Source organism: Butyrivibrio sp. VCB2006 (assembly GCF_000420945.1).
GTDB lineage: Bacteria > Bacillota > Clostridia > Lachnospirales > Lachnospiraceae > Butyrivibrio.
The window spans coordinates 124,409-137,301 of sequence record NZ_ATVX01000009.1 but is presented as its reverse complement, the minus strand read 5'-3'; the positions used below and the strand labels follow the sequence as shown (position 1 = coordinate 137,301).

The following is a 12,893-nucleotide window of genomic DNA, read 5'->3' as shown; positions in this document are numbered from 1 at the left end:
ATCAGACTCCTTCATCAGTGTTTAGGAGACTTTCTCTACACTGCTTATGATATTCATCTAAACATTCTTGAATTGTAAAGATTTCCTCAGTAGCGGCTATAAGTTGATCAATTTGCTCGTTTTTTAAATTGAGTTGCTCATTAATTTTATTCCGATATGATTCGTTGTAGCTTCTGCCTAGTTGCTTGAAATAATCTGTAAGCTTAACCCTTTGAAACGACACTGAGAGTCTAGCTCGTCTTTTAGTTTCTTTAACACGTCTCTCAAGCTTGCTTTCACCACTACCATTCTTTATACCAGTTAGTGACCCGAGCATCAGCAAAAGATCCACTATCTGATGTCCTGGAATATAAAGAAGTATCCCTGCAACAATTGTTGGCAAAAACTCTTTGCAGATTTGCTCAAAAGCAATACTCATGTTTTCTCCAATTGCATCAAAAAACTTCAAATCTAATCGAACTTTATTATCAAGATTTCCTTCCAGATCATCCATATCTAACCCGGCTTTAGAATACTCATTTTCAAAAATTGAGGTCAGGTCATCCTTAAACTCGTTCATAACAGAATTAATCCATGTTCCTCCTTTTTCAAAATTATCAATCTCCAGATATTTTGAAATATACTCACGTCTATATTCTTCTTGTAGCTGTTTTTTCCCCTTTTGAGATAAAGCTTTAAGTGCTACTCCTATCTTTAAGCTAGACATTTTTGCATCAATAAACAGTTCGCATGCTTCGTTAATTCTTTGAATTATTTCGTCCACTGAATTACTTGCTATCTCTTTCAGTTCGATTTGATTTGAATGATATGCTTTTGATATTTTCTTTTTTATCAACTCATTTGAACGTACTTGATTATCTAACTTATTATTTACATTCTTTATTTCAGAAATCGTACCATCCAATTTTTGGTCCATATCTGAACATGCACCTAGCACATTGCTAATTAGTCTTTCCTTTTTTTCCTCCTCTAAATCAGCGTCTCCACCATAAACCAAATCATGAAGACATTCTTGCATTGCATCATATCCCCAAGCATCATCAATATTGTCTTCGAACGCGTCTTCCTTTTCTACTCCATCAGCAATTTTATCCAAAGCCATTTCTATAGCTTTGGCACAATACTTCATAATTCTAGTATTCTCACCAATATATGCTTTATAATTATTCAGGAGAATATCCTTCATTTCATCATAGCTAAAATCACCAACAATTTTCTTAGTGTCGCTGTTGTACCAAACATTAATAATTGGAATCATTTTTTGCTTTATCAACTGCAATTGTGACAAAGTGTCCTTATTTACCTCCTCGGTATTTGATACAATCCAAAACACAGCATCACATTCATTACTTTTCTCTATTGTCACCCGATCATGTTTTGGATTCACTCCGAGTCCCGGTAAATCTAAAAAATCGCATAAATCCAGAATGTCTGAATCAATATAGTATCGAACTTCTGAGATTTGCTCTGCCTTACGCTTTAAGCTAGGGTTATCATTTAACGCGACTTGACTAGTGTATTTTTTTGCTTCGCTCCAGCTCATTTTTTCATCTTTATAATCCGCACCATCTCTGTAAACTACTTCCGCATCAAAATTTTGATTTTCAGACTTTTTCATTATTCGTATTGCTTTTGCAGTATCTGGTTCAAACTCACAACTTAATCCCGTTTCACCTTGTAAATTCAATAAAGTATTTAATGTTGTTGACTTTCCAGCCTTAAACATACCTATAGTGGCAATAGTAAACTTGTTTTGTGCAGTTGCCATTTGCTGTTTTATGGTGCGTTTCTGCTCAGAAAAATCCACCTTTCCAATGTGTTCGGATTGTAACGTTTTTAGACATGAATTTACCTGTGTCTCGCTTTCTTCATATTTCTGAAGTAATCCCTCGAAAATGCCATATAGATCTTTTTTTGATGTTTCCATATTCACCTTTCCGTACGATGTATGTAAGGCACCATACTATTCTTTTCTAATTATTTGCAAAAGCAAAAAAATGTAACGCTTATGATTTGGCTATTCTGGTTGTTAAATTTCTCTCCCAAAACAAAAAAGCACCGCCATTCCTGACGGTGCAAAATTCTTTAACAACTGGCTACCATGTTAAAGGCCCTAATAGTTTTGCGTCACAGTCTTTCGGCTGCTTTGCCAAGAATTCCTATAGAATAATATTATTGAGATAGACAAAATGTGTCAATGCAGCACAGCCCGCAAAGCCGCTTCTTTAGAGTAATATAATCATTTTTTATTAATTTATTTATGGTATTATTCATTCGGTTTACTATCTGGCCGCGAACGAATTAACGCACATTACTCTTCATTAGAATTATCGCTCTCATTTTCCTTTTCTATCTGCTTTGCTGTCTTCTTGACAGTGGTACTATTGGCCTTGAAGTTATATACAGGCTTTATGACCTTAACAATATCAGCTGTAGGCGCGATATTATCTACGATATCACCCATGCCCTTATAAGCGAACGGGCTCTCATCCAGCGTTGAATGATTGACACATGTAGTGTAGATGCCTGCCTCACTCATAGCCTTCTCGAACTCTTCTACTGTGAATCTATTGAAAGCCTCTGTCCTGGAGAACCTTCTTCCAGCACCATGAGGAGCTGACTGATTCCAATCATCATTGCCCTTTCCGACACAAATCAGAGATCCGTCTCTCATATTGATGGGAATAATGAGCCTTTCATCCTTCTTCGCTGAAACAGCGCCCTTTCTTACTATGTTACTATCATGATCAATATAGTTATGAACTGTAGTGAACTCTACAAGAGGCTTGAATCCATAGTTATCAATGATCATCCTAGCAATCATGTGCCTGTTCTCATCAGCAAATTCCTGGCAAATCTTCATATCATATAAATAGTCCTGACTGTACTTTCCATGCAAGAAGCATAGGTCAAGCGGAAGATCCGGAGCGGTCTGTCTAAAGTTACGGTGAAGTTCCTTGATCACTTCCTGAATTTCTGATCTTCTTCCAGCTGCCTTATATTCCCTCTTGATTCTGTCCTCCTCATCCCAAAGTGCTTCCTTGCCTGTGTGGAGGCCAACAGCCATCTTCTGATATATCTCGCAAACCCTTGTTCCAAGCATTCTGCTTCCGGTGTGAATTACAAGGTATTGGTTACCATCCTCATCCCTGTCAATCTCTATAAAATGGTTACCACCGCCAAGTGATCCTATAGCTCTTTCCATCTTCTTGGTGTCCTGAAGCTCGCGGTAGCACTTCATATCCTGAAGCTTTGGGAACCTCATGAGACGGCCTTCATTTACTTCTCTGCCAGAAGGAACATACTGCCTTATCACCTTATCAAGCCTGTCAAAATCAATGGCTTCCTTGCCAAGTTCTACTGTCAACATTCCGCAGCCAATATCTACACCTACTACATTAGGAATGATCTTGTCTCCCAAATCTGCAGTGAAACCAACAACACAGCTCTTTCCTGCGTGGCAGTCAGGCATTATCCTAACCTTTGAATCACGAAATGGCTCCTGGTCCAGTAAGTCTCTTATCTGCTCAACACAAACATCTTCGCAATTATCAGTGAATACCTTTGCGGTATTATACTTTCCTGTTATCTCCTTCATCCTTATCACCTTTTACCCATAATAAAATGCTTTCAAGTTCATCAAAGTTACATTCTGTCTGGTTGGAAGTTTCCTCAGCATCTTCGCTCTGATCATCTGCATCACCATCCTCGTCATACAGCTTTTTCAGCTCATCATCAGCTTTAGAATATCCCATTACTACTGCCACCATGGAATCGGCGTATTTCGCTATGATATTTGGAACACTGAATACAGCCATATCAAGCATCTCATCTGTAAGAACAGCATCACCCTCCAATGCAAGAGTTCTTATATAGCGAACCTCGTCATTGCATAATTGCCAGATTCCCCGGAACGTATTGCAGTTAATTCCAAACAAAAGTGATTCCAATTCTTTCTTGGTTTCCAGCTTAGCCTTTATGTTCGGATATCCTACTATCTGGCAATCATCTCCATCAGAATCTACCAGTATTAAGCAATCTACCTTCTGAACAATCTCATTATCTATGCAGAACCCATAGTCAAAACGCATTAGTTCTTCATTGTAATCATATTTTAATTCTTCCTTATCAAAGTATTCAGTTATCCTATTTATAACATCACTTGCGTTCATTCCAGATTCCTTCCCAAACCCAAGTCCTTCAGATACTCTAAAGGATTAAATTTACTATACTCAAATTCAACCGGTGGCTCGTGGAAATTAGGATTTTTCTTTTTTAGAACCACTTTGTTGTAGAACTCAAAGTCCCTTGGCTTTAGCTCATGCTGATTTGAAATATTTTCAATCACACCTTCTCTTATATAATCCGGGATCTTATATATAACTTCTGCAAGAGCACCTGCCATACATGCAATTGTGTCACTATCCCCGCCTAAAGAGATGGCATTGAGAATGACTTCCTCATAGGATTCACCCTCTAAAAAGGAAATAATTGCTTCAGGAACAGATTTCTGACAAGAAACCTCGAACTTATAGTGTTTTTTGATGTCATCTAGTTTTCTGTCCAGATCATATTCAAATGTCTCTGCTATATACTTCTTCACTTCTTCTTTGGTCTTTCCCATTCTAAGAAGATATATTCCTGCAGCTATAGCTTGTGCTCCTTTTATACCCTCAGGATGATTATGAGTAGGCTCAGCTGTTATCCTTGCTATGTTAAGAGTATCTTCCAGGGAATCAAACATCCATCCAACTGGTGATACTCTCATACCAGAGCCATTACCATAACTTCCATAGGGTTTTCTGTTTGGATCAACCAGCCATTTTCTAAAACGCCCGCCATAACCCTTACGTGAATATGCGTTACCATAAGCAACCATTATTTCTTCGCATTTATCATATAAATGCTTTTCATAATCTTCGGTCTTGCTAATAAGCTCGTCGTAGCATATCAGAAGTGCTTTAGATATAGCTATTGTCATTATACTGTCGTCTGTTGGGGTGCTGAATCTGCTCAGCTTTATCTTGCTTTTGTCTTTTTCATTGTCAAATTCATATATGCTCCCGTATACATCACCGATAATAGCTCCTAACATCCTTCTCTCCTCTTTAAGCGCGTTGTCAGTTCCTTATGATTCTATTATACAGAACAGCAAAGACACTATATGTCTACCATATTCTTGCCTACTTGCCGAGTCTTAGGCTACATCGGGCATTAAAGCTCATCATACCATTTTTACATATAGAAAACTTCGCCCTTTGCCTTGAAAGGAAGCCTGCACCCAACAGGCATGATATATGCATGTTCCCTCTTTATATCAAGGTGCTGGTCAATCTCGCCATCTGTGATAATGAGGATTGGACCATCCTTTGGAAAATCCTTTGCGTTCTGAAGCATGTCAATTGCAGGTTGAAGCCTGGTGCCACCTCTTCCAATAACCTTTACTCTTCCAACGATATCATCAGGTGTCATGTAGCCTGCGTCATATGCATCCGCATCGCAGAAGATTACTCTTGCTGCAGGTACATCCCTCGCAGCGGAATAACTCGCCACAGCGCCAAGTGCCTTCCCGATATCTGCAGGAGTCATAGACCCTGAAGTATCAATTATTACTCCAAAAGTTCTTGATGCTTCTTTGCTCTCTGTAACAACATATCTTGCTCTTGGAATATCAGGTGTGCAGCTCTGCCTTCTGCTTGGATGCGCATAGCTTCTGTGCTTTTCAAGTGGCCTGATATGAGCATTGAACCATTCTGAAAGCTTTACATCCCAAGGTACAGGAGGCACAGCAAGTGCTCTGATCTCTTCAATAAGCCCTGACGGAATAGAGCCTCTGCCACGTCTGCCAGTTTCATACTCAAGTCCCTGAGTAAGTGAATTCCTATAAAACTCATCAAGGGATACTCCTCTTCCTGAACCATCAAACATACTTGGAGCTCTTCTTCCCATGATGTCACCCTGACCATTGCCTCTGAAGGTATTCATCTTCATATAAGTTCTCATATCCTGGCAGATCATGTCGTAAATCTCTTCCGCAGACATGTTCTTAAGCGCAGGGTCATAAAGTACTCCCTCGGGCATAACACCTATCTGCATCTCAAAAAGCCAGCCGTTGATCACATAGTCAGTAGCAATATTCCAAAGATATGGGTCCCTCCCAGCAGATCTTCTGTGATGGAGAAGTGCTGCATGAAGAAACTCATGCGCCATGACAAATCTCCACTCTTCCTCTGACATGTTCTTGGAAGTATTGATGTAGATTATGCCTTCATAGGCATCCACAGCAGCTATGCTGATGTCGTACTTTCTGCATTCTTCAATGTCATCAACCACATTGAATGATGCTGCAATAGCACCAAGAAGCGGAAATGCATTTATAAACCAGCTGGCTATGCTTCTTCCAAAAGAGTTTTCCTCCTCATGATCAGAAACATAGTCGATTGCGTTTGATACGGACCTTGCAAGATAATACGCAAAATCACTGGCAAACTCATTCTTTTCCTGTCTGCCCCATCTGTCGATGCCGTACTCAATTGGCTTATCCAGGCCAATCATGTCCATGGAATCAAGGTCTCCCACTCCATAGATGTTATTGTTCTCATCCCAGTGTTCCCTTACAAGATAGTCATAAATCTTATACTCATCCTCCATAATACTGAAAGGGATTGTTCCTACCGGTGACTGATTAAGTGGTTCTCCGAACTTTATGTCATGAAGAAATCTGTCTACATAGATATCGCAGGCAATATTCCAAAGCTTCATATTAAAGCTAGCTTTCTTGACCTGCTTTCCTGATGCATCCTCAACCATATAACCTGGTATCTTATCAAGATCATAGTGACCAAAGCAGTTGTGAAGAATGCAGTGAGCTATAGCGAAAGCCCACTGCTTAGGTGCAAGGCTGATCTGCTTGTTTACAAGTATTGTTCCATCTGACTTCGAACATGCAGGTGTCTTTTTTCCAATTTCTCCCTTGCCTGCCATCTCAAGGTAATAAGCTACAAAATGACTGAAAACATCATTTTCATATACAAGGTCTATTCCCTTTCTAAGCTGAACAAGGTTTGGATTGTCTCTTTCCTTATGCTGTTTTCCCATCCTTTTTCTTCTCCTGTGCTACAAGCCTGGGAAGATCTCTTACAATCTCAATCATGAACCACTCAGGAAGTACCTTGCCGTCATCAGCAGATACAACCATCTGTGCAAGCTCGTAGTTGAGCTGTGCAAGTTCCTTTAAAAGAGACTTTGCTCGGTGTGCAAAGTACTGGTTCTTCTTGTCAATCTCAGCCTTCTTCTGAGGAAGGTCATGAAGAAGTCTTGCTCTGAAAGACTGTGCAAGGAAGTAGAGAACATCCCTGTCCTCAGGCTTCTCAGGCCATCTTGCATCTCCCTTGATGATATCTTCAAGAAGGTACTTATTATCAAGCTGCTTTACGAATGCCGCGAACATTCCAGCGTGACTGGCTGTAATGCTTCCGTAAGCAAGCATTCTGACTGTCTCGATTGGGATTTCTTTCTCCCCGGCTCCAAATTCTTTAAGTGCATCGCTCAGCATATGCCATGATCTTGGTGTAGAGAAAGGCTCTTCTGTCTTTGGTGGCTCTGAGAAAAGGTGATCTGGTCTCTGGCTGATATAATCAGTTACCCAGCTATGGATCCCGTTTCCATAAGCCCATGTGAGCCAGCTCTTTACATCTGGCTTGAGCTGAACATGAAACATTCTGTTAATAAGTGCGCTGGACATTGTCTTAACTATTGCTGCATCCTGTGTTCGGTTTCCTGCGCCAATTACAATACTGCCCTCAGGAAGGTGGTATTCACCAATCCTTCTCTCATAGATAAGGCTATAAAATGCCTTTTGTACCTCCTGTGAGCATGCATTGAGCTCATCAAGGAAAAGAACATATGGCTCTTTTCTTGCGATCATCTTAGGAGGGAGAAACTCTGATGTCTCTCCTCTGATCTGAGGAATACCAATGATGTCCTCTGGTGCAAGCTGGCTTCCAAGAAGTGAAACGCACTCAAGTCCAACCTCCATAGAGAACTCCTCTACAAGAGCAGACTTGCCGATTCCTGGAGCTCCCCAGATAAATACTGGTCTTGCAGGTGCAATATTAAGCAGAATATCCAGTAATTCCTCCTGATTTACTGTTACTGGTAGATTCATAAATCTTCGTTCTCCTCTTCTTCCTTTACGAAGATAAGCTTAAAGCTCTCACCTTCATAAATGCGCACTGGATTACCACGAACTATCTGAGCATGTTTACTCCACGCGCTGTTTTTCTGTTTATCCTTACTATCTACGTTTGTCTGTTTGAGAATTGCAGAAAGCTTCTTGAGTGCGTCCTGCTTGTTCATAAACTGGCTTCTTTCCTTGGTGGAGGACACGGTAATACCTGTAGGTAGATGAATGATCCTAACCCCTGACTCTGTCTTGTTAACGTGCTGTCCGCCCGGTCCTCCACTGTGGAACTTTTCGATTCTTATCTTGTCTTCCGTAATCTTCTCATCCACTTCATCAGGCTCTTCGATTATGCTTACGTCTACAAACCAGTTCTTTCTCTTGTGACCCGGTCTGTAGCCACTCTTGCACACCCATTGCATTGTCCCTTCAAGGGCTGACAAGTCCTGTTCTGAAGTAAAAATGATTGATGAATAGGCTCCTTCTACCTCTCCTTTCACGCCTGTAATCATCTCTATATCCGGAAATTCCTTCTGTAACGCTCTGAAAATGCCGCCTACAGCTGCTCTACATTCAACTGGGCCCATTCCAGAGCTGATCTGTAATATCATATTTCTACTACCTCTTCCTCTTTCTTGGTCTTTTTCTTTTTTGCTACCCTGATATTTCTAAGGTCGCTCTTGGTCTTGGTTGTGTCATGTTCATTTACTACAAGCTTTTTCTTTTTCTCATCGAACTTCTTTTCACTACGGATTTTTTCTATGTATGCTCTCATCGCTGGAACAAGAGAAGTATCGTAAAACATAAAACCATAGCAGTACTTATCACTATAGCTGCCCCCATACCGTGTTGCGGGCTCATAAGTAAGAAAAGTCCTGAATGGAGGATAACCCTGGCACTTCACAAATTCGTTTTCCATTGGTCTGTCTGCCATTTCTCGTAGTGCCCCATAGCCGGAAAGGTAAGCCTCTCCATCAAGTGCTACGAACCAGGTATCAAAAGCATCCTTTTCGTAGCCGATGCAAGTTCTTTCCCTTACCTTGTAGTGCCAATACTCCTGATCCTCTATCTCTTTTGCATGAGCATCAATTCTTTTTCTGTCGTAATTGAAAGAATAAGTCTGCGGTGTCATTTTTCTGATAATCTGTCTGTATTCCTTCCAATCACTGACATGGAGACCGCTCTTGTATGTAGTGAACACGACATCATGCTTGTAGTCGAGAAAATCCTCTTCATTAAGCTTGTTTTCCTTAATGGGGAAATAGATTATCTTATTGTGATCATATGTAAGCACCGCACATGAATATAAAAGTGCATATAAAGCTTCTCTGTCACCGATAAGCTCATTTCCCCATTCACCGCCAACAGCGTTCCAGTGAATACCAGCGGTATTTCTGGGGATAAGTATCGTATGCTCGGCATTTCTCAGCTTGATATGATACTTATCAAACTTAATCTTCAAGCATTGCCTCCTTTGTAGTTATAAACTGGCTTAAGGAGCTTTGTGATCTCTACAGTCTCCTTTACAGCCTCTTTAATGTAATCAATATCCCTGTAAGCAAAGGGTGCCTCATCCAGTGTGTCCTTGCTGATGCAGCTTGTATAAATTCCCTTCATGGAAGCTTTAAACTCAGACACTGTGTGGCTGGTTGTAACCTTCTCTCTTGATGAGATTCTTCCAGCGCCATGAGGTGCTGAGCTGTTCCACTCAGTGTTTCCCTTTCCTACGCCAAGGATTACGCCATCTCTCATATTTACTGGTATGATCACCTCCTGATTCTCCTTAGCGGAGATGGCACCTTTTCTAAGGATAGCTGCTCCATCAGCCTGCTCAATGTAGTTGTGGATGCAGCTCTTTTCATCTGTTACCTTCCACTTCATTCCCTTGCAGATTTCTCTCATGATAATGTGACGGTTAAGCTCAGCATATTCCTGAACCACCTGAAGATCATGGATATAATCAGAAAGGAGCTCATCTGTAAGGTATGTGAGTTCATATGGAACATCCTCTTTTCCATGTTCCATTAAGTACTTGTGTCCCTTATCCATGTAATACTCAGCAACTTCCTTGCCAAGGTGACGACTGCCACTGTGAATGATCAGATATCCCTCTCCATTCTCGTCTGCATCAAGCTCAATAAAGTGGTTCCCTCCGCCAAGAGTTCCGATACTAAGCATTGCCTTATCATCTCTGATGTGCTTAAAGCAGTTGAGTCTTCCGAGGTCAAAATCTGATGCATCCCTGTGAACAGCGTTTCTTACCTTGAATCCAACCGGAACGTTATCTCTGATTACTGTATCGAGCTTCTGGAAATCCTTTCTGATCTTTCCAATCTTTACCATGCTCATACCGCAACCAATGTCGATTCCGATGAGTGCAGGAAGCACTGCTTCTGTAACAGTCATTGTGAGACCGATAGGTCCAACCTTTCCAGGGTGAACGTCAGGCATTACACGGATCTTGCTACCTTTAGTAGCTTCGATGTCACTGATCATCTGAACCTGGGCAATCGCATACTGATCAACATTTCCGTCAGCGATATCTCCCATGCACATGATCATGGCATCTGAATATTTTCCTTTTACTGGTATCAAAATAAAACCTCCGTTGCAGGTGCTTGTGTAAATGAGTACACAAAAAACACCTCTAATCCTCAGAGGCCTAAAGTCTTGTCCTTATACCAGTCCTTTTTCTTTGTGTGAAATAGTTTTAGAAATAAAGACGGCGGACAATCATGCCCCTGTTGTCTATTGCTGCTATGTTGTTAGTATTCATCGTGTGTTTCATGATCGTCCTCCTTTCTTGAAATTCATTTTAGAATCATGAAAAATCTTTGTTTGTTGTTTCTGTTATTACACTATCATATATATCGGACATTATATGTCCATGTCAAGATTTTTATTATTTTTTTTGCTTTTCCCCATAATACGTTCATAGCAAATAATCCAAAAATAGGCGATGGATCTAGCAACTTCCATTCCTACACCATACTCATACACCAGGATTGAAATATACCTATTGGCTATCCCCTCTATGTCTTTGCGGATTTCCAGGTCTTCATTTATGCCTTCATCTATCAGTATCCTGATTATGTTTTTTTCTAATCGTTTTTCAGGCATTACATCAAGAATAACTGCCTTGATTCTTTTATCACTGCTCCACAGACATGAATCCGACAGAAATACTCCGGTTACCCTATCAATCAACGTACTCATGCCAGGAAAATCACCCAAATATCGTGATTCCAAGCTGCTTTTTCGAGAAACAAGCTTTAAAGAGTCCACACTCCTGGTTCCCGCAAGCACCTCTGCATAATATTTGAGATTATTGTTGGAATCTGCTCCAAAATACTCATTCCCCGCAACAAGATAGTCGTCTATATATTTCAGTACAGCAATTTCATGCTCACACAGTTTGGCAGCATCTTTTCTATCTTGCCCATCTGACTTTCTGCCGCATTTTTCACAGAACGCATCAACTATACCGTAAGTTATAAGCTTCACCTGTACAGTCTCCATCGACATCTTCCCACGAACATGAGCATTTGCTACCAGAATCAGCTTATCTTCAAAATCCTTACTCTTTGGATCCAAGACCGTACGATGAGCGTGATAGATGGTATCGATACTTACGATCCGCTCATTGTAAAGCTTTATCGCCTTATTAAGTCGTGATTTTGGAATCATTATTCCGGAAAATCTGGTATACAGTTCATTATTCTTCTTTTGCCGACTAGAGAATATTGTGCTAATCAGTCTTAATTCAGCATCATTTTTCCTAGGCATTCAGGTATTTCCTTGTGAAAAGTCTGAGATAATCCTTTATATTTGGCTTATAATACAGCATTGCAATCGAAACATCATCACCACAACCGCCATCGCTTATTTCTCTAAGCCAACCAGTCCTATTATCTCCTAATCCATCACATAGCCGTTTGAAACCTTTATTCTTTGCAAAATAAAAATACTCAAAGCATGTGTCCAAAAAAGCTTTATCATCTGTATATGAATTACTAAATCCATCCGTGGTTAGAATTATCATGAACGGATTTTTTTCCGTTTTACCAAAATTCAAGATCTTTAACTTCGTGTGATCAGTGTAATCTTCCTCTGCCAGGGAATGTGTTTCAACGCCTAATAGATTATCGCTTTCTGTCAGATGAACAGCCCCTTTTCTGTCCACATACACCGCATCACCGTCTCCAATTTGAAATATCATAGTATTATCATTGTCCTGTACTACCCCGATCAATGTAGTTCCATACAACAAATAATCAATCTCTTTATTGGAGTAGTTCATGTCCTCGGCTTTAACATGTGCCAGTTTAACAGATGTCCTCTTCATAGAAGAATTATCCGTTTCTCTTTGATTTGCTAAATGGAGTTCAATTACTCTCTTCTTCCACTCCCGCTTAACATTTACAACAAACTCCTGGCACAGAAGCTCATTTATCTGCATATGATTTAGTGTTTCAGAATCATTCTCCATAGCATCGCGAACCACTTTACAGAAAGCTGCAACAGCAAGTCTTGATCCATCATGGCTATATTTACACTTATCACTTCCATGACCATCCGCTACAGCGCAGACGGTCCAATCGCGCATATTCTTGTGCTTATCATACCAGGAGTAATCTTCACACACTTTCTTGACTCTGATGTGGCTTGATCCTTGAACCGTCTTGGCATATGTGTTTATCCCCATTGAATG

11 protein-coding genes and 1 riboswitch are annotated in these 12,893 nt (G+C 40.4%); all 11 genes read right to left on the bottom strand.

Annotation, left to right across the window (positions count from 1 at the left end; all coding sequences use genetic code 11):
• Position 1 precedes the first annotated feature (1 nt).
• Positions 2-1,927, bottom strand: coding sequence for a dynamin family protein (locus G613_RS0110615; RefSeq protein ID WP_029232613.1), 1,926 nt, complete (start codon positions 1,925-1,927; stop codon positions 2-4).
• Positions 1,928-2,084: 157 nt separating this feature from the next.
• Positions 2,085-2,161: riboswitch (cyclic di-GMP riboswitch) on the bottom strand.
• 150 nt (positions 2,162-2,311) lie between these two features.
• Complete coding sequence (locus G613_RS0110610; protein WP_029232612.1) at positions 2,312-3,598, bottom strand: RtcB family protein; 1,287 nt, start codon at positions 3,596-3,598, stop codon at positions 2,312-2,314.
• Complete coding sequence (locus G613_RS0110605) at positions 3,573-4,172, bottom strand: hypothetical protein (RefSeq protein WP_029232611.1); 600 nt, start codon at positions 4,170-4,172, stop codon at positions 3,573-3,575. Before G613_RS0110605 ends, G613_RS0110610 begins: the two co-directional genes overlap by 26 nt.
• Entirely contained in the window at positions 4,169-5,095 is a 927-nt protein-coding gene (locus tag G613_RS0110600) for an ADP-ribosylglycohydrolase family protein (RefSeq protein WP_029232610.1), read from the bottom strand. The genes G613_RS0110605 and G613_RS0110600 overlap by 4 nt, the downstream gene beginning before the upstream one ends.
• Positions 5,096-5,235: 140 nt before the next feature.
• The gene (locus G613_RS0110595) at positions 5,236-7,098 is read right to left on the bottom strand and encodes a vWA domain-containing protein (protein WP_029232609.1); all 1,863 of its coding nucleotides are present in this window, start codon (positions 7,096-7,098) and stop codon (positions 5,236-5,238) included.
• Complete coding sequence (locus tag G613_RS0110590) at positions 7,082-8,167, bottom strand: AAA family ATPase (protein WP_029232608.1); 1,086 nt, start codon at positions 8,165-8,167, stop codon at positions 7,082-7,084. Before G613_RS0110590 ends, G613_RS0110595 begins: the two co-directional genes overlap by 17 nt.
• Complete coding sequence (prfH, locus tag G613_RS0110585) at positions 8,164-8,793, bottom strand: peptide chain release factor H (protein WP_029232607.1); 630 nt, start codon at positions 8,791-8,793, stop codon at positions 8,164-8,166. Before prfH ends, G613_RS0110590 begins: the two co-directional genes overlap by 4 nt.
• Entirely contained in the window at positions 8,790-9,644 is an 855-nt protein-coding gene (locus G613_RS0110580; RefSeq protein WP_029232606.1) for a hypothetical protein, read from the bottom strand. The genes prfH and G613_RS0110580 overlap by 4 nt, the downstream gene beginning before the upstream one ends.
• Positions 9,641-10,738, bottom strand: coding sequence for an RNA-splicing ligase RtcB (locus G613_RS0110575; protein ID WP_035774601.1), 1,098 nt, complete (start codon positions 10,736-10,738; stop codon positions 9,641-9,643). The genes G613_RS0110580 and G613_RS0110575 overlap by 4 nt, the downstream gene beginning before the upstream one ends.
• 321 nt (positions 10,739-11,059) lie before the next feature.
• Complete coding sequence (locus tag G613_RS0110570; protein ID WP_026522308.1) at positions 11,060-11,968, bottom strand: hypothetical protein; 909 nt, start codon at positions 11,966-11,968, stop codon at positions 11,060-11,062.
• Positions 11,961-12,887, bottom strand: a complete 927-nt coding sequence (locus G613_RS0110565; protein ID WP_026522307.1) for a PP2C family serine/threonine-protein phosphatase — start codon at positions 12,885-12,887, stop codon at positions 11,961-11,963. The genes G613_RS0110570 and G613_RS0110565 overlap by 8 nt, the downstream gene beginning before the upstream one ends.
• Positions 12,888-12,893: the final 6 nt, after the last annotated feature.

Coding starts and splice junctions, on each gene's coding strand:
- G613_RS0110615 (WP_029232613.1), bottom strand. CDS start 1,927: ATGGAAACATCAAAAAAAGATCTATATGGCATTTTCGAGGGATTACTT.
- G613_RS0110610 (WP_029232612.1), bottom strand. CDS start 3,598: ATGAAGGAGATAACAGGAAAGTATAATACCGCAAAGGTATTCACTGAT.
- G613_RS0110605 (WP_029232611.1), bottom strand. CDS start 4,172: ATGAACGCAAGTGATGTTATAAATAGGATAACTGAATACTTTGATAAG.
- G613_RS0110600 (WP_029232610.1), bottom strand. CDS start 5,095: ATGTTAGGAGCTATTATCGGTGATGTATACGGGAGCATATATGAATTT.
- G613_RS0110595 (WP_029232609.1), bottom strand. CDS start 7,098: ATGGGAAAACAGCATAAGGAAAGAGACAATCCAAACCTTGTTCAGCTT.
- G613_RS0110590 (WP_029232608.1), bottom strand. CDS start 8,167: ATGAATCTACCAGTAACAGTAAATCAGGAGGAATTACTGGATATTCTG.
- prfH (WP_029232607.1), bottom strand. CDS start 8,793: ATGATATTACAGATCAGCTCTGGAATGGGCCCAGTTGAATGTAGAGCA.
- G613_RS0110575 (WP_035774601.1), bottom strand. CDS start 10,738: ATGTGCATGGGAGATATCGCTGACGGAAATGTTGATCAGTATGCGATT.
- G613_RS0110570 (WP_026522308.1), bottom strand. CDS start 11,968: ATGCCTAGGAAAAATGATGCTGAATTAAGACTGATTAGCACAATATTC.
- G613_RS0110565 (WP_026522307.1), bottom strand. CDS start 12,887: ATGGGGATAAACACATATGCCAAGACGGTTCAAGGATCAAGCCACATC.